This is a genomic window from Paenibacillus whitsoniae (assembly GCF_003955665.1).
In the GTDB taxonomy this organism is placed as follows: Bacteria; Bacillota; Bacilli; order Paenibacillales; family NBRC-103111; genus Paenibacillus_E; species Paenibacillus_E whitsoniae.
Genome location: NZ_RXHU01000054.1, coordinates 166,475 through 191,201 on the forward strand (window position 1 = coordinate 166,475; position 24,727 = coordinate 191,201).

Annotated in this window: 15 protein-coding genes and 2 pseudogenes; 15 read left to right on the top strand and 2 right to left on the bottom strand. The window is 44.1% G+C overall.

From position 1 onward, the window contains the following. The first annotated feature begins 98 nt into the window (after nt 1–98). Both sigK (EJQ19_RS18240) and EJQ19_RS32880 read left to right on the top strand, forming a co-directional pair. Nucleotides 99–800: an RNA polymerase sporulation sigma factor SigK gene (sigK, locus tag EJQ19_RS18240; protein ID WP_126142665.1), complete on the top strand. Its 702-nt coding sequence runs from the start codon at nt 99–101 to the stop codon at nt 798–800. 827 nt (nt 801–1,627) lie between these two features. Beyond that, nucleotides 1,628–1,852, top strand: a complete 225-nt coding sequence (locus tag EJQ19_RS32880) for an IS66 family transposase (protein ID WP_164716608.1) — start codon at nt 1,628–1,630, stop codon at nt 1,850–1,852. Nucleotides 1,853–2,342: 490 nt separating this feature from the next. Here EJQ19_RS32880 and EJQ19_RS18250 read toward each other — a convergent pair. Further along, a pseudogene (locus EJQ19_RS18250) lies at nt 2,343–3,297 on the bottom strand (N-acetylglucosamine-6-phosphate deacetylase). Between the two features lie 646 nt (nt 3,298–3,943). Between EJQ19_RS18250 and EJQ19_RS18255 the strand changes: the two are divergent. From EJQ19_RS18255 to EJQ19_RS18285, 7 genes and pseudogenes are all read left to right on the top strand, one after another. Then, a complete protein-coding gene (locus EJQ19_RS18255; protein ID WP_126142667.1) occupies nt 3,944–6,154 on the top strand; it encodes a helix-turn-helix domain-containing protein in 2,211 nt (736 codons plus the stop codon). A 244-nt stretch (nt 6,155–6,398) separates the two neighbouring features. After that, nucleotides 6,399–7,370: an ABC transporter permease gene (locus tag EJQ19_RS18260; protein WP_126142668.1), complete on the top strand. Its 972-nt coding sequence runs from the start codon at nt 6,399–6,401 to the stop codon at nt 7,368–7,370. Nucleotides 7,371–7,382: 12 nt separating this feature from the next. Next, complete coding sequence (locus tag EJQ19_RS18265) at nt 7,383–8,258, top strand: carbohydrate ABC transporter permease (RefSeq protein WP_126142669.1); 876 nt, start codon at nt 7,383–7,385, stop codon at nt 8,256–8,258. A 116-nt stretch (nt 8,259–8,374) separates the two neighbouring features. Continuing rightward, on the top strand, nt 8,375–10,003 hold the full coding sequence (locus EJQ19_RS18270; protein ID WP_126142670.1) for an extracellular solute-binding protein: 1,629 nt from the start codon (nt 8,375–8,377) through the stop codon (nt 10,001–10,003). Between the two features lie 155 nt (nt 10,004–10,158). Next, the gene (locus EJQ19_RS18275) at nt 10,159–15,648 is read left to right on the top strand and encodes an OmpL47-type beta-barrel domain-containing protein (protein ID WP_126142671.1); all 5,490 of its coding nucleotides are present in this window, start codon (nt 10,159–10,161) and stop codon (nt 15,646–15,648) included. A 120-nt stretch (nt 15,649–15,768) separates the two neighbouring features. Then, entirely contained in the window at nt 15,769–17,790 is a 2,022-nt protein-coding gene (locus EJQ19_RS18280; protein WP_126142672.1) for a golvesin C-terminal-like domain-containing protein, read from the top strand. A 77-nt stretch (nt 17,791–17,867) separates the two neighbouring features. Then, a pseudogene (locus tag EJQ19_RS18285) lies at nt 17,868–18,151 on the top strand (sigma-70 family RNA polymerase sigma factor); the annotation flags it as partial. Nucleotides 18,152–18,360: 209 nt separating this feature from the next. Here the strand turns inward: EJQ19_RS18285 and EJQ19_RS18290 are convergent. Continuing rightward, nucleotides 18,361–18,912: a helix-turn-helix domain-containing protein gene (locus tag EJQ19_RS18290; RefSeq protein ID WP_126142673.1), complete on the bottom strand. Its 552-nt coding sequence runs from the start codon at nt 18,910–18,912 to the stop codon at nt 18,361–18,363. Between the two features lie 203 nt (nt 18,913–19,115). Here EJQ19_RS18290 and EJQ19_RS18295 point away from each other — a divergent pair, with 203 nt between their 5' ends. The 6 genes from EJQ19_RS18295 (at nt 19,116) to EJQ19_RS18320 (ending at nt 24,712) form a co-directional block, all read left to right on the top strand. Beyond that, a complete protein-coding gene (locus EJQ19_RS18295; RefSeq protein ID WP_126142674.1) occupies nt 19,116–19,775 on the top strand; it encodes an alpha/beta hydrolase in 660 nt (219 codons plus the stop codon). Nucleotides 19,776–19,783: 8 nt separating this feature from the next. After that, nucleotides 19,784–20,554 carry a dioxygenase family protein gene (locus EJQ19_RS18300; RefSeq protein ID WP_126142675.1) on the top strand — a complete coding sequence of 257 codons (771 nt, stop codon included), beginning with the start codon at nt 19,784–19,786 and terminating at the stop codon, nt 20,552–20,554. A 28-nt stretch (nt 20,555–20,582) separates the two neighbouring features. Then, nucleotides 20,583–20,933, top strand: a complete 351-nt coding sequence (locus tag EJQ19_RS18305; protein WP_126142676.1) for a hypothetical protein — start codon at nt 20,583–20,585, stop codon at nt 20,931–20,933. Between the two features lie 68 nt (nt 20,934–21,001). Then, entirely contained in the window at nt 21,002–21,904 is a 903-nt protein-coding gene (locus tag EJQ19_RS18310) for a hypothetical protein (protein WP_126142677.1), read from the top strand. Further along, nucleotides 21,901–22,479, top strand: a complete 579-nt coding sequence (gene sigK / locus EJQ19_RS18315) for an RNA polymerase sporulation sigma factor SigK (protein ID WP_420901688.1) — start codon at nt 21,901–21,903, stop codon at nt 22,477–22,479. The genes EJQ19_RS18310 and sigK (EJQ19_RS18315) overlap by 4 nt, the downstream gene beginning before the upstream one ends. 409 nt (nt 22,480–22,888) lie before the next feature. Next, complete coding sequence (locus tag EJQ19_RS18320; RefSeq protein ID WP_126142678.1) at nt 22,889–24,712, top strand: cache domain-containing sensor histidine kinase; 1,824 nt, start codon at nt 22,889–22,891, stop codon at nt 24,710–24,712. The last annotated feature ends 15 nt before the right edge of the window (nt 24,713–24,727 follow it).

A 24,727-nucleotide genomic window follows, 5' to 3' on the forward strand; every position in this document is an offset into this window, starting at 1 on the left:
AGGCACTTCTAGGCACCTACCCACATACACTAATAGTAATCTCAAAGCGGAGGCTTCCGAATCAGCTAAGATCCGCAAACACTCAAGGGGGTGCTGGAATGCCTGGATTTTTTAGTGCTATCGCTGTATTGATCAAGCAACTCACATTGCTTGTGTCTTATGTGAAAAATAATGCGTTTCCACAACCTTTAACGGAACAAGAAGAGGAAACACATCTTAGACTGATGGCTGAAGGGAATGAGAATTCTAGAAATAAGCTGATTGAACATAATTTAAGACTTGTTGCCCATATCGTCAAAAAATTCGACAATACGGGGGAAGATCTTGAGGATTTGATCTCGATCGGGACCATCGGATTAATCAAAGCGATCGAGTCGTTTTCGCCGAACAAAGGGACCAAGCTCGCCACATTCGCGGCGCGCTGTATCGAGAACGAGATCTTGATGCATTTGCGTTCGCTGAAAAAGACACGGAAAGACGTGTCTCTGCATGACCCGATCGGAACGGATAAAGAGGGGAACGAAATAACACTTATCGACATTCTCGGCAGCGAAGCGGATGATGTGGTGGATGCGGTGCAGTTGAAGATCGAGAAGAGCAAGATCTATAAGAATTTGGATATTCTGGACGACCGGGAGAAAGAAGTCGTGGTTGGCCGGTTCGGGCTCGAGCTCGGCGGAGAGGAGCGAACGCAGCGGGAGATTGCGAAGGAGTTGGGGATCTCGCGGAGCTATGTGTCGCGGATTGAGAAGCGAGCGCTCATGAAGTTGTATCATGAGTTTTATAAGGCGAAGCGATAGTGTGAATTTTCAATGAAAAATGTGTTTCTCAATTTAAACTATGAAGATCGCCCTTTCCGGTAGCAAAGTAGGATGGTTGGCTATCTTCTTAACTTCTCTCCTGATTGTTCGGGGGGCTTTCTTAGAATAGGTAGTACAACACAAACGATACAGTTGGTAAAAAAGGGGTTTGTATTTTTCTGACGTTTCTTTACTGCTAAGATGTACGTACACTTATGTAACAATATTGTTACCACTTAGGTCCCCTCGCCCAGGGGATCTTTTTGTTTTTCCTGACCATAGAAGGGATTCAAGCATACCCATCGGTAAATAGTAGATAAACCCAATTGGGGATGTGAAGAGATGGAATTCAGCAAGGAATAAGTAGACCAAATTTGTAAAGGCGATTCGAGAGCTCTAGCTACTTCCATACACTCCTCGAGTACAGCCGAACTCTAGGGAACAGAACCGTGTTCTTACCGAACAAATCCAACAACTCCAAGCCGTCTTTGCCTCTCAAGCTGAACACATCGTTAAGCTCGAAAAACGTGTGCATGAGCTGGAAAGACAATTAGGAAAAAATAGTAATAATAGCAGCAGTTCGTGGTTTATTCCCCTCATGCTTGTCAGTCTTATCACGCAATTTCAAGGCTTTTCTGAGCATGATAAGAGCCAGTGGGCGAAGGAGATGAAAGAACTGTTGCAAGAGGGGGGATGTGACTTTCACTGCCTGGAAAGAGGCAAGGCTACAGCTCGAATTCATGATCGCAGAATTCGAGCAACGATGACATTCTGCTACGCGACGAAGCCAAATGGAAGCAAGGGTTTATTCCCAAGGAAAAAGGCACGTGTGGCAGATATGCAAAGGGAAGTCAGAGAATTTAGCGGGTCAGCAGTACAAAACCGCCATTCATGCCATTCTTCGAGATGTCCAAATTCCGTTTTACAATAATCAGGCAGAACGCGATATTCGGATGGTCAAGGTGAAAATAAAAGTTTTCGTCGCCTTCCGTACAACGTTAGGTGCAGATCAGTATGCACGCATTCGCTCCATCGTCTCCACGCTCCTCTAACAACTTTTCCGTCCTCAAATCCCTCACTCTCGCCATTCAGGGGCATCTCTAGTTCTAACCTCACCTATGTAGCCAGCCATGTCGCTGCGCGGCACCCCAAAGGATGAAAGTTCATGGCTGGTGACCGAACGACAGTGAGCTATTTCCAGGGTAGTAACAAAACAAGATATTGTGATTTTCATAAATCATTGACTTTTATATTATGTGGAATTATTTTTGTTTTGGAATTAATTTATGAGTCATGGTAACCATGTTCATTACATTGGCATTGACTAGATTTAAAGTGAATATACAATTCAGTTAAAGGAAAACTATAGCAACACCAGTGAAGGCAGTCGGTCATTTTTGGCTCGATTGCCTTTCCTTATGTTAATTGCAGGGGAATCTTACCACGGATAATCAATGTATGGAAAATTGTATTAAGGTGAAGTATGCGTATTGGTAATCGAGGATTTCGATGATTCCTGCTTAGAGAGAATTTTCCCAAACATTAGATGATATGACCCTTAATCATTGTCCATTGCACTTGGAATTGTTCATTTAACAAGACAAGATCAGCGTCAAAGCCCGTGGAGATTCTGCCTCGGGTATCAAGGCGTAATATTCGTGCAGGTGTGGTTGAAGCCATTTGAACCGCGTCTTTTAAAGAAATGCCGGTTTCTACGGTTAGACGAAGTGCATCATTCATCGTAACCGTACTGGAGGCTAAAGTCCCATCCTCTAGTCGAGCTACACCGTCGGAAACCGTAACATGATGTCCACTGAATCGGACGCATGCCATTGAAACAATGCGTAACGTGACTCGCTCCGGCTTCAAAGGCTTGCTTTGCTTCCTCGTATGTGGCATCCGAATGCGCCACCGCGATTATGATGCCATTTTCTTTCAGAAAAGAGATGAGCTCCATCCCGCCAGGTAATTCTGGGGCTATTGTAACCATCTTAATCAGTCCATCTGCTTCGTTAAAAATTTCTTTCATTTCAGTAAGATTCGGATGTCGTAAAAATCGTTCATTTTGCATACCTTTACGCTTCGGATTCAGGTAAGGACCCTCTAGATGAAGCCCGGCAATTTTGGCCCCAACTTCACGCCCAATTATACGTTTCACACTACGAATCATGGCTAGTAATTCTTCAATTGTAGAGCTAACGGAGGTAACCAAAAACGAGGTGCAGCCTGTTTCAGCACAAGCCCGCGAAACCTCCTGAATACTCTCCTCACTGCCATCCATCATATCGAACCCGTTAGCACCATGGATATGCACATCGATCATACCAGGTATCAGTAAATGTCCATGTCCATCCAAAAGTTCATACTCGCCCTCCGGAAGAGAAGAAAGACCACTTTCTATCTTTTCAATAATTCCGTTTCTTATCCAAAGTGTGGCAGGTAGAACAAGGTCGTCTGGTTGGATCACGTTTACGTTGTGCAAAATTTTAAGACTCATCTTTGTTATCCTCCTCGTATTTGTCTTTCTCTTCACATTGAATAATCGCTATATTTTTATTATGGAGTACTTCTATTATTTCGTTAGGCACTTCATGATCGGTAATAGTAATTTCCCTATTTCATTTGGCCAATTGATAGGCTTAATTTGTAAATGCCGTAGATTAAAAGCTCTTCGAACAAAGCATTCAATTCTATGGCTGTTGTGACACTTACCATGATCCAGTTGTAGCCTTCTTCGCTTACGCGGTGCGCTTCAATGACATTATTGTTTTGTTGAACAAACGATTGAAAAGATTGTGTTACTGTATTTGTGAGTTGGATAAACTCGCAGTATTTTGACCTTATGAAAATATTACGTTTAAACGCCATTACCTAAATTTCTAGATAACAAATAAAATGGAAAGAGCAGTTTGTAGGTTGTCTTTTACAACTGCTTTTTTATTCGTCACTGGTAGTATGAAGTCCATAATTCTATCTATCATTATCTCTTTTATTGTCCGTTATTCAAAAATTGTAATCCTTTTCTTAAAGTGTTAATTGAGAAAAGAGGCTGTATTTAATATAATGTCAACGACTATATTCTATAATTGGTATGTGCTGTATAATGCTTTAACTGATAATGTACAGGTCATAGGGGGGATTAGATGAAGAAGAAATACTGGCTGCAGCGTTTGCTTTTATCCTATCTGCCTTTATTCAGTACTTTTATGATCACATTGATTATCATATTCTTTCTTGCGTCGGCTGAAGCTTCAAAGAAACAGACGATCCGTGCCAATCAATTGTTCACGGAGCAGGCATCACAGACGGTTGATTACACTCTTCGTGCTATCGATCAATTTGTAACTGGCGATCTAAGTACGAAGGAAATATGGGAGCCTTTTTTTAAAAAAAATGGTTCCAATAAATACTTGGAGGAATTTGAGGTTTCACAAAAGCTGACTCAGATGAAGACTTCGTATCCGTGGATTGACTCGTTATATTTGGTTCGTCTGGGGGATCAAACTGTTCTGGGAAATCAGGCGATGTCTCCGCTAAGTGATTATATGGACAGAGAGTTTGTTCAACAGGTTCAAAATAATCCAAGCAAGATGAGCTATTGGACCGATCCAAGGCTGTGGAACAGCTTCAATCAAGAACCGCGAAGGGTTCTCTCGCTTGTTCGGCAGTATCCGCTTCTCTCCGGAGAGCTTGGCATGATGGTGGTGAATGTTAGAGTCGATTCGATTCGTGAAGATTTGACGCGTATGGCAGGCTCTGGAGTGAGCTTTCTCGGCCTCTATGGCCGTAATGGACAGGCCATTATGGGAACAGATAATAACAAGAATGATTCAATTGATAACCAAGGTACGAGCAAGCTGTTATCCACAGTCAAATCCAACTATACAGGCTGGGAAATGCGAAGTGGACTTTACGGCAATGGCTTTGGAGAATATCTAGCTTCCCTCTCTTATAATTGGATAGCGTTAATCTTAGTGGCATTTATGGCTGGGATTGCAATGATTGTATATGTTTCCCGTAGAATGTATAAACCGATTGAGACGATTATTAAGAGAATTCATGATTCATCACCCGAAAAAAGCCAAATATGGGCGTTACCCTTGAAAGCTAATGAATTTATTTTCATTGAAACGGCCTTTGAAGATCTAATCAAGCAGTCCAACGAGGATTCCTTTTATCGAAAACGGCACTTCTTCTATGAGATAACCGAGGGTAACCGTTCCATCGGTATCGAAGAGTGGGAACACGAAACGCTTAAATTTGGGTTAAATCATAAGTTTGAAATCATGTGCACCGGAATCGCTGAAATTGACCGGTATACGGATTTTTGCAAAGAATACAACATAAGGGATCAAGGCCTATTTCGATTTGCGGTTGCCAACGTAATCGGGGAGCTGGCTCAAAACTTGAACTTGACAATTTGGACGGAATGGATCTCGAATCAGCGAATAGGGTTCATTATTTATGGTCTGGAGAAGGAATTCGAAACTCACCTTCAAGCCATGGGAAACAAGTTCATAGAGTGGATACGGGGCAACCTGCGCTTTACGCTAACGGTAAGCTTTGGTATTGCAGTAGATCAATTGGAGGATATCTACCACTCCTATCAAGAAGCTTTAGAGGGGATGCAGTATAAATCAATACTTGGTAATAATCGCGTCATTACACGCTTCGATATTTCTACGCAGCCTAAAGGCGAAGTCTATGATCAGCTGCCTTCTATTCGTTCCATCGTCAAAGCCTATCGATTGGGTGAAGAAGACTGGAAGTCACAATTGGAAAACTTGTTTGACGAATTGGGTTTCGGTTATTTTTCTCGGGACGACATTATTGGCTTGGCAAATTATATTTATTACCATTTATATCGTGAAATGGTCGAATTGCCCATTGAGATTCGGAAGCTGTGGGAGGATGAGGCGATGCCCGAGCTGAAGGAAGCCATCGAACGTTTCGAAACGCTCGTAGAGTTCCGGGTAGAATTTGTACAGATACTTTCCGATTATTATGAACGAATAAGTCGAATACGGTTGAGCCGCAGCAAGCATCCCATTATTCAGGAGGTGCGTAAATATATAGAAGAGCAATTCGCAGACCCTGACCTCTCTCTTTCTTATATTGGCGATCAGTTTCATATCACAACAAGCTATTTAAGCCGACAGTTTAAACAAGAGATCGGTGAAAATTTTATTGACTATTTAGCAAGAGTTCGGATAGAAAAGGCGATGCATCTGTTGAAGGAGACGACTATGCCCATTCAGGATATAGCTGCCGCGGTAGGTTATACGTATTATATTTCCTTTAATCGAGTATTTAAAAAACTAACGGGCATTACACCAGGGGACTATCGAAAATAAGATGCCGGCTTATCGAAAGAGCTGCAATCTTCATCGTCAATAATAGCTGCTGTCAATGGGACAACGGCTATTTTTTTTTGTACATCCTGTTCATTTCTTACCGGGTAAGTGCTGCTACTGCTGCTTTTTCCCTATATCAAAATCTGTTATAGCGGTTTTAAAGTGTTAGTTGTCGGTACCCGGCATGAAGAAGTAGTATACAGAGGCCGAGCAAATCAATTTTAAAAATAAGGAGGATGCACCCATGACTGCAAGAAGTCAAGCAATAGAGAAGCCTGGGTGGAGTGATATACCTACGGACAAGAAAGCACTATGGCTTCAGAGAAAAAAGAGATTCAATCAAAATAAACCGCTATTACTAATGTTTATACCGATTGCGGTGTATTTCATACTTTTTAAGTATATTCCCATGTTCGGGCTTGTCATCGCTTTCAAGGATTATAATTTCGCAGAGGGGATTTGGGGTAGTCCTTGGGTGGGGCTGGAAAACTACAGTTATCTATTTACGAACCCGCAAATGACGCAAATCATTCGTAATACCATTATGCTCAGCGCATTAACCGTGCTGGTAGGATTTCCATTTCCCATCATACTGGCCATATTGTTAAACGAAGTGAGAAAGATGTGGTTTAAGAAATCTGTTCAAACGCTAGTGTATCTTCCCTACTTTCTGAATTGGATTATTGTCGGTGGATTGGTGACAATGATATTTGCTCAGCAAAGCGGTATTGTCAATATACTAATCAAGAAAACAACGGGTGAGGCTTATCCGTTTTTGTTTAAAGAATTCTCATGGATCGCTATATTCGTTGGGTCAAGTATCTGGAAGAACGCAGGGTGGTCGGCAATCATCTATCTTGCGGCATTAACAGGTATTGATCCAAGTTTATATGAAGCAGCAAGTATGGACGGTGCAAATAAGTGGAGGAAAATTTGGCATATTACACTACCCGGCATCCGTTCAACGATTGTTCTTATGTTCATCCTATCTATCGGCCATGTGATGGACATAGGGTTCGATCAAGTTTATGTTTTGCAAAACCCGGTGGTTAAGAATATTTCCGAGGTAATTAGTACCTGGAATTATAAAGTGGGTCTAGGCAGCGGGGAATACAGCCACGGCGCTGCACTCGGTTTATTCGAATCCATAATCGGATTAACTATGGTACTGACAGCAAACGGCATTGCCAAAAAGTTTAATCAAGGTTTGTGGTAGGAGGCAAAAGGAATGAAGCCCACATGGGGTGAACGCATTTTTCTGAAAATCAACCATATAGTTTTGTTTCTGGCGGGATTAAGCTGTCTCTTGCCGATCGTTCATATCGCGTCATTGTCTATGAGCAGCGGGCATGCCATCCTTTCGGGGGATGTAGGCTTATGGCCTGTTGAACCAACATGGATTGCTTATAAGAATTTGGTGAATGGAACACCTATCGTTAACTCACTTAAGAATAGTATCATCATAACTGTTGTAGGCACGTCACTGAATATGTTGTTTACCATATTCGCCGCATATCCGCTCTCCAGAAAACACTTCTATGCAAAAAAGTTCTTTACACTCGCTATCGTTTTCACAATGCTGTTCTCTGCCGGACTGATTCCCAATTTTTTACTGGTTAAATCACTTGGGCTTGTCGGCAATTATGGAGCAATATGGATACCAGGACTAATCAGTGTGTATAACTTGCTTGTATTACGGTCATTCTTCGAGAATATACCAGATGAATTGGAAGAAGCGGCGCGTATGGACGGCTGCAGCGAGTGGAGGCTTATAATCCAAATCGTACTTCCATTATCCAAGCCGGTTTTGGCAACGTTAGCTTTGTTCTACGGCGTAAACCACTGGAACTCCTTCTTTAATTTACTGATTTATATTAATGACTCCAATAAATTCAACCTCTCGGTGCTTGTTCAGAATATGGTCCGCAGCCAGTCGATCATTGCGGAGCTGGCGCAGTTAAATCCGGAGGATCTCGCGAAGATTACACCAGAATCAGTTATATCTGCAGGAATTATGGTCATGATTCTGCCAATTATTGCTGTTTACCCATTTTTGCAAAAATATTTCGTCAACGGAGTCATGATTGGAGCTATTAAAGGATAGCGAACAAAGTAATTGGAAGGGAGTGATGCCGGAGATTGGGATGTCAGCCTGATTTAAGGCAGAAATGATTTCAGTAGGCAAGAGAAACCTAAAAAAACAAGGAGGGCTTTAAACAAATGAAAAACCTGAATAAAAGTATTATCAGTACTGCCGTAATAGCTGTGACATTAAGTGGTGTGCTGTCCGCCTGCAGTACGAAAAAGGAGGACATCGCGGATAAGTCTGCTGATGCCACGAAAGCGCCAGAGAAGCGCGGAAAGATCACCGCAACGATCTATGATCGCGCTCAAATACCGGCCGAGGAAGGAACATACACGGATAATCGTTGGACGAAGTGGATTAATCAGAATGGTCCAGTGGATGTAAAGTTTGTTTCCATCCCCAGATTCGAGTCTCAACAGAAGTTAAGCACGTTATTTGCTGCGGCCGATGCGCCAGACCTGATTCTGGAATATGACAACGCTTTCCGTAATCAGCTGTGGAGTCAGAAGCAACTGATGCCTTTAGACGATTTAATTGAAAAGTACAGTACAGAATATAAGAAACTGCTTGCGAAATTCCCTGAATTGAAGAAGCTGGGAAGCAAATCAGACGGTAAGATGTATGACTTTGGTATCGTGAGTAAGCCACAAGTGCTGTCTTCTCTAGTAATACGTAAGGACTGGTTGGATAAACTAGGCTTAAAAGTGCCTACTACTGTAGATGAGCTGTATGCTGTTGCAAACGCCTTCGCAAATAATGACCCGGACGGAAACAACAAGAAGGATACATTTGGATTCAATTTTAGCCAATTTAGTCAATATTATATTGACGGAATGTTTGGAAACGAGATGTTCATCATTAAGAACGGCGAGCTGGTTCGTCAATTCGACCGGATCAAACCTGCAACCGAGTTTAAGAAAAAGATGTTCGATAACGGCATCGTAGACAAGGACTTCCTGACAGACAAGAATGGGCAAAAGGCACAGCAGGATTTTGCCAATGGCAAGCTTGGTATTTTCGCAGGATACAAATCCGATGTGAAGAAAAATTATGAAACACTTAAGAAAAACGATCCGAAAGCGGAAATCATTCCAATCGCATTCCCAGCCTCACCATACGGTTCCTTCGGACCTGACATCAGCTCGCCGCTTCAGATGGTAGGTTCCATTAATGCCAATGCAAAGGACCCGGCTGCTGTGATCCAATATATTGATTTCATGAATAAACCAAGTACAGTGGAGCATTTCGAATATGGCGTTGAGGGTGAACATTATAAGAATGACGCCACTGGCTGTCCGCAACCAATCAGTGCTGATAAGAATAAGAAGGAAAAAGACTATAACGGCGATTTCAAGATGCTCATGACCAAATATTACCTGAAGCCTTGTGTGGTAGATGGCGTAGGCATTAATTCCACTAATGCGTTCGATCAGGAATGGATCAAGATTTCGAAGGAAATGGATAAGCTGTATCTGGATCCGAACCATATGAAGGAAGGCTTTACACATCCCAATACAAGACCGTCATTGGATAAGGAACTGAATGCAACGTTTAACGATGGATATAATCAAATGAACGATTTCATGGTTAAAGCCGTTGTCAGCGGAGATTCGTATACCATCGATCAAGCCTTTAAGGACGTGCAGAATGCATGGGATAAGACGGGCGGCAAGAAGCTCGAGGATTGGTACAAAAACTGGTATAAAGAGAATAAGGATAAATGGGTGTTTAATAGTGATATCTACAAGATGAAGGTAGAATAATCAGCAATGATAACTCGGACTGCATTTAACTTACTTACAAAATAAAATTCGATTAAACTAGCATCAATCTATTTGGAAAAAGCCGAATTGTATTCATTGCCTATCAATTCGGCTCGTTTTTCCTTATAGATAATTTCTGGAGGTGACCTTTATTTATGAGAATAATGTCAAAATTTAAAAGACACGTTTCTATACTGCTGATTGCAGCCCTGATGATACCCTCTATATCGATTATTGATGGAAGTAAAGCTGCTGCAGATTCGGCTATACCGACAGATCATCTTGACCTTTGGTTGAAAGCTGATAGCGGGTTAACCGTTGATGCGAACAACCGAGTATCCATATGGAAGGACCAGTCGGGGAATGGAAATGACCTTTCCGTCGTAGATTCGAACAAAAAGCCGTTGCTCGTCACGGATGCTGTTTACGGAAGACCATCGGTCAGATTTAACGACACAACCTCAGGCACTATACTGAGAAAGCAATTGCCTGCATCTTATACCGGTGATAGTACAGTAATTATGGTCGTTAAACCATTGGTTGAGGGGGAGGCTGGAGCAAAAGGCATATTCGCAACCAATTACGGTACGGACACCCCAGGCACATTTTCCATTATGCTAAGCAATAACGTCCCTGGAAGGTTTATTACTTTGGGCACCTATAATAATCCTGAAAGTCTGAACAGCGGGTATGCGGTAAATATAAGCAAAGCAGATCTTACAACGAATTTCTATCGAATAGGCGCGACGTTCGAACCTACTTTTGACACGGCGGCGAACAAGGGAAGAATAACCACCTATGAGAATAATGTCGTGACTCAGCAGCTTGCAACAGGCAATGCGAGAATTTATAAAACGTACACGGATTATGTGCTAGGAAGCAGTTATATAACATCACGTAACATGAAAGCGGAGGTAGCGGAGGTCCTGGTGTATCGGAAGGTGCTATCAAGCAGTGAACGTGCAACCATTGACAACTATCTGGTTCAAAAGTATTTTACACCGCCGGTTTCAAAGGTGAAATCGAACTATGTCTCTGGAAATGTACTTGCGGGGACACAGATTGATTTATCAACGGAAACTGCGGGAGCTTCCGTTTATTACACGACGGATGGGAGTGATCCGACGACTTCAACTACAAAGCAGCTGTTCAATGGAAATAAAGTAACGATAAGCCAGAATACGACGATTAAGACCTATGCCGTAAAAATAGGGATGAACGACAGCCCGGTATCTACTTTTGACTATAAATTGGCAGTTGTCCCGCCGGTTGCGGCCAATGCACTGTCAGGGGTTCTATTTCCGGGGTCTTCCATTACGCTGTCAGCCAACTTGACAATTTCAGACACGAATGGTTTGCAAGCGGTTTCATCCAATGTTTACTATACAACGGATGGAAGCGATCCACGGACCTCGGCTGCAAGAATGAATTATACACAGCCAATATCAATCAATCAGAACACCACGATACGTGCATATGGAGTCCTGGATGGAGCAATTGCAAGCAGCCCAGTAACTTTTGAATATACGATGACAGCGCCATCATCTAATATTATTTCGAACCTTCCGGACAATTTTTATAACCGGCAGGGTCTGGAGAACATGCCTAGAATCGATTATAGCTCGATGACGGTTGCGAACGTGAGAGATTTTGGGGCAACTGGTGACGGCATAACGGACGATATGGCTGCCTTCGACCAAGCTGTTAATGCGCTTAATGCCTATGGCGGCGGCGTGTTATACATGCCTGCAGGCACCTACTTTTTCAAACCCACAGCCCCCTCAGTCAGTCGGGTTTTCTGGGGGAAATCTGATTTGAAAAATATACATTTCGTCGGTGATGGGGAATCCACGGTGATTCGCTTCAAGATGCCCGGCGTTGCAGCACTAGCTCCAGGGCAAGTCCCCACACGCTGGCTAGCGTACGATAAGTCACCTTATGGCTGGGCACTGGGCGGGGAAAACATCTCCCTGAGGGATTTCAGCACCACATGGAGCCCGAGAATGGATGTGAGAGGTTTCGGATCTCCTTATAACATTGGGATAACCGGTAAAGACATTCAAGCGATTAATGTCAATGCGGATCAAGGCGCGATCGGTCTCGTATTTTGGTCGGGAACGAGCAACGTGTGGGCCGTTGACAATAAAGTGAGGAACACCGCTGCGGACAGCATCCATTTTGCCAATAATGTCAATGTCACAGCTGCGTATAATCTAGTTGATAACGGGAATGATGACGGACTTGCCATCGTTTCGGATGTAAGCCCGATATATCCCGTATCCCAAAACAACAAACTGATCAACAACACGGTGCTGAATGCGAACTGGGGCAGATCGATCAGCGCCGGCGGACTTCAACATCTCATTCAAGGCAATTGGCTAGAAAGCGGATTACTTGCAGCCATATTTCTGAACTCGTTAGGCCAAACCGGAACAAGCAACGGTTTCAACTATAATGATATCACGGTCAAAGACAACACCATTGTCCGCGCCAATCTGAACAATCGTCCCGACAATTCGGTGTCCGGACATCAATATGGCGGAAGCATCGCACTTGCCCAACAAGGCTCCAACATTTTGCTGGAAGGCAACAAGGTTTACGGTTCGGAAGGGAATGGGATCGTAACGGGGGGGACCGGCTTATTCAAGGGGAAAGACCTCATTTTCCGAAATAACGAGATTGTCGGTTCAACTAAATATGGCCTTTCATTCACAAATACCAATTCCCAGATCGAAAACTTGACAATTGATAATAATAAGCTATTGAATAACGATCAGGGCAGCGTCTATTTCGGTGCATCCCCGATTACTGGAACAACCAATTACACCGGAAACTTGGTCACGCAACCGACGAATCCGGCTAAGACTGGCTTCACGGTTACGAGTGAGCAGTTTGCGTATCATAACGTTTTTGAAGGTATTATGCGAGAGCCAAATCAGAGCGCATGGGCGGAAGCCCCAACGATTCAGCTTCCGCAATCGCAAATTAACGTGAAGGATTACGGCGCGACAGGCAACGGTTCCGCAAATGATACGCCGGCGTTCCAGGAAGCCATCGCTCACTTGCCAACGGAAGGCGGGCGCTTGTATATCCCGGCGGGAACTTATCTGCTTGACCCTGTGGCCGGTCAGGATGCGGTTGCCGATAGCGCAATCAAGCACCATTTACTTATCGCAGGCAAAACCAATGTGCATATCATCGGAGAGGGAGATTCGTCTATTCTTCGCTTTACAAGCAGCGATCACCAGGGAATCCGTTTATTGGGCGTAACGAATGCCTCTGTGCAGGATATTGCGATTGAACTTCGCAACCAGCCGCTCCTGAGACATAATCGTGCGCTAATTGATGTAGCCGGATCGCATGACGTTACGATTCAAAACGTGTCCCTCCGCAACTCAGGCGGAGCAGGCATTCAAATCGATTCCTCCACGAGTGTCTCGGTGAAGGATAACCATATCGATCACGTGAATATGAATGGTATCGCGGTACTTGCCAGCCGACAAGTCTTTGTTGAGGGCAATCACATCACGAACAGCAGGGACAATGCGATCATGGTCAACAAGCTCGGCGCGACGGCCCGCGAGCCCCAGTATATTTTAGTTCACCGTAACGTGATTGACGGGGTTACGGATCAAAGCGGGATTGGCATTGCCAGCGGAACACAAGTGAAGGTCGCTGAGAATACGATAGCCAACACCCATATGGCAGGCATCTTGTTGTATTACACGAGTGAAGCTTTTAATACCAATCGTGTCGAAGTAACACAAAACACGCTCCGCAACACCAATACAGGAGAGCTTACTTATCAGTACGGAGCTATTTCGATTTACAATTCATTACGCGGGGACTTCCTGATATCTGGGAATGTCATCGAAAATACGCCATACGCCGGTATTTGGGCAGACGGCGCGACCTTGCAGAAGCTGCAGTTAGAGTGGAATTCCTTCAGCGGAGTAGGAACGAGCAACATCCAGATCAGTGCCGCACAGTTGGCCAAAATCGGCATTTATATCAACAATGTGGATGTGACGGCACCGGTGACAACGGCGGTTGTAACGCCATCTGAGCCGGATGGACTGGAAGGATGGTACGTACATCCGGTCACGGTAAGCCTTAGCGCAACTGATGATTTGTCAGGTGTATCGAAGACGGAATACAGTCTGGATGGTGGGACCACATGGCTCAACTATGCGGAAGCGATAACCATCGATCAAGATGGTCAATATACGTTGAGCTATCGTTCGACTGATATAGCCGGGAACGTGGAAACGTTGAAAATAGTCCCTATTCAACTGGCTATGACGGGACCGACAACAACGGCAGTTATGGCGCCATCCGAGCCGGATGGTTTGAACGGATGGTATACGGTGCCTGTTACGATGACATTGTCGGCCTCCGGGAAAGCGGAATATAGTCTGAATGGCGGGGATACATGGCAGTCCTATACTTCGCCGATTAGCTTGGAGCAAGATGGCGTTCATGTGATACATTACCGTTCGACTAACGACGCCGGAAATATCGGGGCCGTCCAAACGGTCACGGTAAACATCGATAAGACGGCTCCGGCAGATGCAGTCTTTGCTGCGGACATCACAGCACCGACCAACACCGATGTCACCTTAACGATCAACTATCCCAATGATGCAGCAGTCAAAGAATTTAAAGTAGGCGCAAGCGGCACTTGGACTGCGTACGGGGCACCAGTGGTTGTTTCAGCTAACGACACGGTGTATGCAAGAGGAATGGATGCTGCAGGCAATGTATCGAATGCAACCAATTATGTAGTAAGCAATATCGATCATATAGCTCCGGTTAATGCAACATTAGCTGTAGATCATACAGAACCGACGAATACGGGTGTTACCGTCACGATCAGCTATCCGGCCGACGCAGCGGTGAAAGAATACAAAGTGGGTGAAAGCGGCACATGGACTCCGTATACGGACCCAGTCGTTGTTTCAGACAATGACACCGTGTATGCAAGAGGAACGGATGCGGTAGGCAATGTATCGAATGTAACCAGCCTTGTAGTAAGCAACATCAATAAGATTGCCCCTGTAACAGTCGCAACGTTAAGCCCGGCTGCGCCTAACGGCAGCAATAGCTGGTATACGACGGATGTTTCGATCAGCTTATCCGTAAGCGCCAATGTATACGGAGGGGCCGTGACAACCGAATACCAAGTGAATGACGGGGCCTGGATTACCTATACTGGCGCCATTCCTGCCTTCAGCGAAGGGACGTATAAGTTTAGTTACCGCAGCAAGGATCAAGCAGGCAATGTAGAAGAGCTCAAAACCGTCGAGTTTAAAGTAGACAAAACGGTGCCAGCGCTATCCGTCCAGTTGGATAAGACGTCGATTTGGCCAGCGAACCATCAAATGGCGACGATTAATGCCACGCTGAATTCGAGTGATGCTACATCGGGCGTTGAATCCGTGGTGTTAACTTCCATCACGAGCAATGGGCCGGATACAGGTCAAGGCGATATACAGGCTAACACTGGTACAGCTGCCACTTCATTTCGTTTACGTGCTGAAAAAGGGCGTACCTATACAATCACCTACACGGCAACCGACAAGGCGGGCAACAAAAAGGTTACTACTGTAATTGTCACAGTGCCTCATGATCAATCAGGAAAGTAATAACGGGTATCACCAATCTGTAATTTTAATCAACTTAGAGCCCTCAAAATTGCTCCTAGAAAGCAGGCTTGGAGGGCTCTAACCACTAAAATATTCATATGATGCGAGGTGGGATATATTATGGGAAGAATTATGGGAATGGGGACTCAAATCACAAAATTATTGAATTTAGCGTTAGTAACGGCGGTTCTATTTGTTATGATGTTTGGTATTTTACCGTATTCAAATGTTGCTCATGCGTCTGAGACAGTAGTCGACAATACTTCGGCGGAGTTGACCGGTACATGGACGACAGCAACAGCGAATGCGAATTACTACGGCGCAAATTATAGCTACAGTAATTCAGGAACGGGTACTGATAAAATAAGGTGGCGTCCAACCATCACAGCAGTAGGCGATTATTCGGTTTATGTCAGGCTGCCGAACGGTGATACGAGCCGCGCGACGAATGCGCCATTTACCATTTATTACAATGGCGGTTCTCAGACCTACTACATAAATGAACAGTCTATATGGGGAGGACAGTGGGTTTTACTGGGGACACACAATTTTGCAGCAGGAACTTCCGGTTACGTAGAGCTTACCGATAATGCCAACGGGACATATGTAATTGCTGATGCAATCAAGTTTACCCAGGATGTTTCGGTGCAATCACCTGGCGCTACGATACCTTGGACGACTTTTGAGGCTGAAGATGGTTCAACAAATGGCACCGTCCTGTCCAGTGTAACGCTCGGCAACCTGGCCTATGAGGCATCGGGAAGAAAAGCTGTAACCCTTGATGCTGTAGGCAAGTACGTCCAAATAACAAGCAACAGATCTGCCGACAGGTTGACTATACGATACAGTATTCCCAAAGACACCAGCGGTACACTTAGCCTCTATATAAACGGTGTTCATAAACAAGACTTGTCCCTGAATTCAGCGCGGACATGGAGAACTCAAACTGCGGTGACCGGAGGGTATTTCAGGTTCTATGACGAGATCATCGTCACCGAAACCATAAGCAGCGGTGACGTAATCAAACTCCAGAAGGACAGTGGAGATACGGTATCCTCCTATACAATAGATTTCTTCGAACTTGAAACAAGACCAGCAGCATTAACCGTGCCCGATGGATCATGGCTTTCCATAACCGACTACGGTGCAACCGGAACTGACACGTCGGATGATTATACGGCCATAACCAATACGATCACCGCTGCAAACAGCGGGAACAAGAAGGTCTGGATTCCGGCAGGTACTTATTATATAAGTGATCAGATTACCGTACCAGCGGGAATCACGATCGCAGGCGCTGGAATGTGGTATTCGGTAATAAACAAAAACATCCCCGCAACTTCAGTTAAAAAAGCGTTCTCATTAGGCGATTCAGATACGATAAAGAACATCAAGATATCTGATATTCAGGGAAATAACAGAATCAACGGGCACGAAGGCATAAGATTGGCCTCCAACTCTACCGTAGACGGTGTATGGCTGGAAAACACCTTTGGGGCAGGTATTATCGGCTTCAGCACTCCGAATGTCATCATCAAGAACAATCGAGTTAGAGGTACCTTTGCTGATGCGATCCATTTGGCCAGAAACACGCAATTTGCCTTGGCAGAAAACAACACGGTACGGAACGCAGGCGACGATGGAATGGCTATGGTTCCTTATGACGAACTATATAACTACAATAATACTTACAAGTACAACACAGTGGAGAACAACTATTGGGGTCGTGGAATGACTATTATAGGCGGTAACGCAAATACACTTGAATATAATGTAATTAAAGACTCCGCATGGTCCGCAGGTATAATGCTTGGTGTAGAAAACTATCTCAATCAGCCCGTTGATCACAATACGAATTTCCTGGTACAGTACAATGATGTCATTCGGAGCGGACAAACAAACAACAATTCTTATTCAGCGATTTGGGTATACGGGGGGATCGACAAGCCTCTTGCAGGTAATATCCAGTACAATCATGTTATTGATGAAGTGAAACACGGCATCACCTTACAAGGATACGCTGGAAATAGCGTAAATGTTAAATATAACACGTTTGAAGCTCCAGGTCCTGGCGGGCTTTATATAATTACGGGCTTGCAACCAGGCTATACACCTGTAGTATTAGATAATATATTAAAGTAAGAGACACACTGCCAATTTCAATTTGAGGTTACAAATTGTGAGGTCATTATCGGATGACGAATTATTAGATATTTTTAAATAATGCAACGCTGATCGACATCCTCGGCAGCGAAGCGGACGATGTCGTGGATGCGGTGCAGCTCAAGATAGAGAAGAGCAAGATTTATAAGAACTCGGATATATTGGATGATCGCGAGAAGAGGAGATCGTCGTCGGCCGGTTCGGGCTCGAGCTCAGCGGTGAGGAGCTGACGCAGCGGGAGATTGCGAAGGAACTGGGGATCTCGCGCTCGTATGTGTCGCGGATTGAGAAAAGGGCGCTCATGAAGCTGTATCATGAGTTTTATAAGGCGAAGCGGTGAGGGATAGAAGAGAACGTTAGCAAACAATCAAGTCTGCTCGTGGTAACTCAGGGGCAGACTTTAATTTTGGCTAAAAGATGGCTTTCATAGTTCAGGACTGAAAGACTTATTAATTTTGTGGGTACGTCCATAATTCATAGTCTGATTAAGCTGCAAATGCCCTGTAAGAGGACACATTCTAGAAGTGTCCCCTTATGGGACATAATCATTTAGATAAGATCTTGTCCACGATCGCTTTCTGTATAGATAGATATAAGCACGATAGCCGTATCTTCCCCGATATTTCTGACTACATGGGGGGTACATGCGTTCCAACTGAACGAATCTCCCTCGCCAAATTCAGCCGCATCCTCGCCTTGCTCTGCGTATATTCTTCCTTTAATGACAACATGAACCTCTTCACCTTCATGAGCATGAGGTACATCCCCCGTTGAAGTCCCGGGAGGGAACTCGACAAGCATCATTTTTACATTCTTTGTAGAACTCAGATGCTCAACCTTCAGATTTTCGGAACCGCTTGTTGTTATTCTTCGTTCATTCTTTCGAATAATATTCATTCGATCTTCTTTCTTCAGGAGCAAATAAGCTAATGGCACCTTCAAAGACTGCGCTATATTTTCCAATGTGGATATGGATGGGGAGGTTTTATTCGTTTCAACCTGACTAATGAAGCCCTGGGATAAGCCAGTTTCTTCGCAAATTTGAGCGATGGTGATATTTTTCCTCTTTCGAATCGCTCTTATCGTGGAGCCGATGTCCATCCTCATGCACCTCTAAAATATTAGTAATAAGAAACATAATTTTATATTATCAATTTTCATATTGACAAGTCAATGTGTGTTACGATAAATTAGTCATATAAAATTAAAGTATCTATTACTAATATTCTGAGTGAGGCAATAGAAGTCGACCGTTATATTATGAACAATTGCGGCGCATAACTTACTATTCAGGAGGATTTTTCATGAAACCAATTTATCAATATGACGTTCAATTACCAGCTCAAATGGACCCGGACAAGAAATATCCGGTCGTTTTTACCCTGCATGGCAAAGGCTCTAATGAAAAGAATATGTTCGGTTTGGTCGCTCCTTTGGCGGAGGATTTCATCATAATCGGTATTCGCGGCAACTTACCTCTTGGAGCGGGTTACCAGTATTACGATTTGAAGAGTCTGGGCAATCCTATCCGCGAGATGTTTGACGAAGCGGTTAAACAACTAGAAGCATTCATAAACGATGCGACGGAGAAGTATCCAATCGATCCAGATAAAAGGTATGTGCTTGGCTTTAGCCAAGGTGCAATTTTATCGATGACACTTGCGCTTACGATGGGAGATGAATTGAAGGGGATCGTTGCGCTGAACGGGTACGTTCCTGACTTTGTGAAGGCGGAGTATTCACTGCGAAGTGTGAAAGAAGTATCGGTATTTATTTCCCATGGCGAGTATGATTCCATTTTCCCGGTTCGGATCGGTCATGAGACGGGGGCGTATTTCAAGGAGCAGACGTCGCGTCTAACATTTAAACTATATCCTACTGACCACGGCGTATCCGAAGAGAACCAGTTTGATTTTCTGAATTGGCTAAAGCAGAATGCTGGTTTGACAATAATTAAGGAGTGAAAAGCGATATGATGCCTGCCTATTTTTTCGCGCATGGCGCGCCGTCGATCGTGATTGAGGATAACGACTACACACAACTGTTAAAGAATTTTAAGGACCATACACCTAGACCGAAAGCAATCGTGCTCTTTAGCGCTCACTGGGAAGAGTCGGTACAGACGGTCAGCGCTGCTGAAACGTATGAAACCATTTATGATTTTGGCGGGTTTCAGGATGAGCTTTACAAGATGACCTATCCGGCCAAGAGCGATCGTTCTCTAAGTGAACATGTTCGAGCGCTGTTTGAAAAGCAAGGCATACAGAGCGTTCTGGATGAGCGTAGAGGACTTGACCACGGGGCTTGGGCGGTTTTGAAGCTGCTTTATCCGGACGCAGATATCCCGGTTGTCGCTCTGTCCGTGAATCGTCATCTAAGTAACGAACAGCAATATGAAATTGGCAAAGCGTTGGCTGAACTGAGGGAACAGGATATGCTCATTATCGGAAGCGGAGGAACCGTCCACAATTTAAGAAAATTGAAGTGGCAGTCGGAAGGAAACGACGAGTGGGCTGAGCAGTTCGATAACTGGCTGCAGAAAAAGCTTGAGTCATGGGATACAGAGGCGCTATTTCAATATCATGAACAGGCTCCATATGCTCAAGAGGCCGTGCCGACGAATGAACATTTTATACCGTTGCTTCTCGCAATGGGAGCTGGTGACGCTAATCGTCAGGCAAAGCTGCTTCACCGCAGCTATCAATACGGTAATTTAAGTTTAAGCTGTTGGCAATTTAACTAATGAAGATAAATGAAAGAGGGCGGATCGGATGAAATCCGCTGGTAAAGCGGCAATGGATAGGATAATCATATTCTCCATTGCTGCAGTTTATATTGTACAGCAGCTGACGCATCTGGAGATGCTTAAGCTTGTGGTGGGATGCCTTGTCCTTGTGGCAATCGTTTTATTGTTGCCGAATCTTAAGGGGGTAACCTTCTGGCTTACTGTATCCTTTATGGTTGCTGGGACTATCCTCATGTTCATTCAAAAAGTGGAGGCGTCCTTATGGTTCGAGTCTGCAGGAATAAATGTAACGATCGTAACGCTATTTATATTCGCGCCACTGTTCGGGATTCCGGTTAGGATTCCCGAGTATGTTGAGGCTCAGCGTTATTCATAGGAACACAATTTCTTACACAAATGATGGGTGTGTTTATCAACGTCGGTTCGATCCCTGTAGTACATCAAATGGTTTTTGTAAAGCCACAACCCGGTATGTCGCGGCTGCTTGCCAATGCGTTAAACAGGGGATTTGCGGGGGCGATCCTATGGTCGCCGTATTTCGCCGCGATGACACTGGTGACCTCGTCGCTTAAATTGCCTTGGTCGTCCGTTCTTCCTTATATGCTCGGATTAGCTGTCCTAAGCCTTATCCTGAGTTTGGCGGTTGATTTCCAAGAAATGCGGGGAGTTGAAAAGATTCAAACACAACAGGAGCCGACTAAGAATCAGGGAAGTTTGGTTTTTCCGATAGGGCTTGGCCTATATTTATTATCTGCAATAATCGCTATATTCGTATTGGAGCGTTTGGTCGAGCTGCCGATGGTGCTGTTAATTTGTATAGCTGCAGTAGTATTCCCGCTAATTTGGTGTATGGTTAAGGGAGCGATGGCCGTATACAGGCAAGGGTTGAAAAATCATGTTGCCGTCACGTTACCAGCCTTGCAGAAGGAAATCACATTGTTCTTAGCTGCCGGTTTCTTTAGTGGTTCTATTGGCGCAACCAAGTTTGGATCTTTGATTCCGGCAATGCTGGAGCAAATACCGTTCTCGATCTCCTTAACATTCTCGTTATTCACGGTGATGCTTATTGTGGGATCATCGATAATTGGCCTTCATCCGATCGTGCCGGTAACCATTCTTGCGGGCGGAATAGATCCATCGAGCGTGCAGATTAGTCCGTTGTATTTCGCAGTTCTGCTGTTAGGAAGCTGGAGCTCTTCCAATCCCATATCACCAGCCTCTGCTGTGAACAATTTGCTGGCGGGCCTGTTTAAGATGCGGGTGTTTGAGGTGGCCGTATCGAATTATAAATTCGCCGGTTGTATGGCGATCGTTCTGATTATTTATTTAAGGCTTGTTTTGTCTTGAAATTAAGTAGTTATGGAACATTAATACTGCAAATTCGAAGATTTTTTACCTTACTTCGTGTTCACAACGTCAAAAAATTCGATAATACCGGCGAAGATCTTGAGGATTTGATCTCAATCGGGACAATCGGACTGATTAAAGCGATTGAATCATTTTCCCCGAACAAAGGGACGAAGCTGGCGACGTTCGCGGCGCGCTGTATCGAGAATGAGATCTTGATGCATTTGCGTTCGCTGAAAAAGACACGGAAAGACGTGTCTCTGCATGACCCGATCGGAACGGACAAAGAGGGGAACGAAATAACACTTATCGACATTCTCGGCAGCGAAGCGGATGATGTGGTGGATGCGGTGCAGTTGAAGATCGAGAAGAGCAAGATCTATAAGAATTTGGATATTCTGGACGACCGGGAGAAAGAAGTCGTGGTTGGCCGGTTCGGGCTCGAACTCGGCGGCGAGGAGCGGACGCAGCGGGAGATTGCGAAGGAGTTGGGGATCTCGCGGAGCTATGTGTCGCGGATTGAGAAAAGGGCGCTTATGAAGTTGTATCATGAGTTTTATAAGGCGAAGAGGTAAAGTGTAATGTCGCCACTTTGGCGACATTTTTTCTTGCGTAGAGCTGTCCCCTAGAACTGTCCTTCTTTCGGCAGACCTCCTTATCGTAATATATATGCTTACATCCCCCTCCGGTTTTGCTGGAGGGGCCATTCGCTTTTGTGTTCAAAGCATTTATCCATGGTCATTTTATAGGTGAAATCGAAAAAATCATAAAAATGACCATGTAGAAACGTACAAATGCCCCGTTGATATAAAAAAATTAATCAATTATATTTTTTTGTAAGCGAATACAAAGTGTACTGTTTACCATCCAGGGACAAGCAAGAATATATAAATTATCCACTTTTTACAAAAGATATAGCAGTAGCGCCGCTACTTCTAGGCATGTACAATAGCGAGAAAAGACGTAGTAAAGGAAGCGCCAAATATGATGGGAAAAGGTTGGAAAAGAAGGGCATTATTCATGATAAGGAACATGAAGTTTCAAAACAAACTGATGGTTGGCTACCTTCTAGCTTGTCTTATTCCGCTGCTAAGTGTAAGCGCCATTATCTTTCACCAATCAGCAGCAAGTCTTGAGGACTCCTCGCAAGAATTCGCTGCTTTGTACACGTCTCAAATAAAAACTTCTTTGAATGATTTCGAAAAAGAATATGATAAGGTCACGAAGTCTGTTCTGGTTGACAACCAATTGATTTACAGCCTTGGTGATAAACAAGATTTATCTATGAACGAGTTGATTAATCAAAGTGTTGCTGTTCAGAGCATGCTTATGAGGGTTGCCTTGCTCAAATCCGAAATCAGTACTGTGATGCTAGTAAGCCGCGACAACAGCTTTTATCAATATTCGACGGCAACGAGTAGCAGAGTAAATGGGGAGTCACTTTTATCTAGGGAGTGGTTCAAGGACCTCAGTAGTTCCCCTGAGCCGTTTTTTATAACCGGTTTGCATGATCGATCCTACTATGAGGATAAAGGAGCAGGAGCCGTCGTGACGGTAGGAAGGGTGTTGTTCAGCTCAGGAGGAGCATATGCGGGCCTCCTTCTCATTGATTTGGATCCCTACACATTGCTGCAGCTTGATCATGAATTCGTCTTGGCACGGGATAAATATGGGATGAGTGTCATCATAAGTAATCGTCAAGAAGAAATTGTTTATCATTCTGATGCTGCCAGTGGCCGGCTGTCATGGAAGCAGGTACTCGAATCCCGTTTTGACTACTTAAAGGATAATGGGAACGAAGATCGGATTACGTTATCGGGAAATACCGAGCAAGGGAATTTGTATATCAAAACCGAGATACCGCGCTCTAAGTTGCTGCAGAAAATTAATCAAATCAAAGGAATGACAGTAATCGTAATCTTGTTGAGCAGTCTAATCATAGCGCTTATCTCGTTTGGATTAAGTATTACGATTACTAAGCCTATCAAGGCGCTCCGCAGAAGTATGAAGCAGGCTGAAGCAGGCCAGTATGTGCCCATAGAGAAAGAGCAGGCTGGCGACGAGATTGGAAGTTTGGTACACAGTTACAATAATATGATTTTAACGATCCGTTCTTTGATCAAAGATGTGTATATTGGGGAGATCAAGCGGCGCCAAGCCAAGTTTATTGCGCTTCAGAATCAGATCAATCCACACATGCTTTACAATACGCTTGAGTCGATTCGCATGAAAGCACTGGTCAATGATGACGAGGAAGCAAGCGATATGATAGCAATTTTGGCACGCATGTTTCGGCTTGCTTTAGGCAAGGAAGGCAGTCATCATTCGTTCAAGAATGAATTGGAGTATACGGAACTTTATTTAGAGCTTCAAAATATTCGATTTGACAATATGTTTCAACTAACTATTAGTTTTCCTGAAGAGATGCTTCATTGTAAGATAATCCCTCTCGTAATTCAGCCAATCGTAGAGAACAGTATCAATCATGGATTCCAGGACCACAGTCAGACTATGCATATACAGATTGAAGGAATCTGGACGGATGAAGGAAATATCTTGATTCGAATTACGGACGATGGTGTCGGTATGACTTTAGAGAAACAAGTTGAATTGCTTACTATTTTAGAGGATGCTGGATCGGACAAGTACAAGTTTGGAGAGATTGAAGAGTCCAAAAGTCAAGGGTTGGGTCTTAAAAATATTGCAGAACGTATCAAACTTCAATATGGAGATCAGTATTGTTTGACGATTCATGTTGGAGCAATACGTGGAACGATGGTTGAGATTTTAATCCCCAAGCTTTGTTAGATGTGAATACAGAAA

Coding starts and splice junctions, on each gene's coding strand:
- sigK (WP_126142665.1), top strand. CDS start 99: ATGCCTGGATTTTTTAGTGCTATCGCTGTATTGATCAAGCAACTCACA.
- EJQ19_RS18255 (WP_126142667.1), top strand. CDS start 3,944: ATGAAGAAGAAATACTGGCTGCAGCGTTTGCTTTTATCCTATCTGCCT.
- EJQ19_RS18260 (WP_126142668.1), top strand. CDS start 6,399: ATGACTGCAAGAAGTCAAGCAATAGAGAAGCCTGGGTGGAGTGATATA.
- EJQ19_RS18265 (WP_126142669.1), top strand. CDS start 7,383: ATGAAGCCCACATGGGGTGAACGCATTTTTCTGAAAATCAACCATATA.
- EJQ19_RS18270 (WP_126142670.1), top strand. CDS start 8,375: ATGAAAAACCTGAATAAAAGTATTATCAGTACTGCCGTAATAGCTGTG.
- EJQ19_RS18275 (WP_126142671.1), top strand. CDS start 10,159: ATGAGAATAATGTCAAAATTTAAAAGACACGTTTCTATACTGCTGATT.
- EJQ19_RS18280 (WP_126142672.1), top strand. CDS start 15,769: ATGGGAAGAATTATGGGAATGGGGACTCAAATCACAAAATTATTGAAT.
- EJQ19_RS18290 (WP_126142673.1), bottom strand. CDS start 18,912: ATGGACATCGGCTCCACGATAAGAGCGATTCGAAAGAGGAAAAATATC.
- EJQ19_RS18295 (WP_126142674.1), top strand. CDS start 19,116: ATGAAACCAATTTATCAATATGACGTTCAATTACCAGCTCAAATGGAC.
- EJQ19_RS18300 (WP_126142675.1), top strand. CDS start 19,784: ATGATGCCTGCCTATTTTTTCGCGCATGGCGCGCCGTCGATCGTGATT.
- EJQ19_RS18305 (WP_126142676.1), top strand. CDS start 20,583: ATGAAATCCGCTGGTAAAGCGGCAATGGATAGGATAATCATATTCTCC.
- EJQ19_RS18310 (WP_126142677.1), top strand. CDS start 21,002: ATGGTTTTTGTAAAGCCACAACCCGGTATGTCGCGGCTGCTTGCCAAT.
- EJQ19_RS18320 (WP_126142678.1), top strand. CDS start 22,889: ATGATGGGAAAAGGTTGGAAAAGAAGGGCATTATTCATGATAAGGAAC.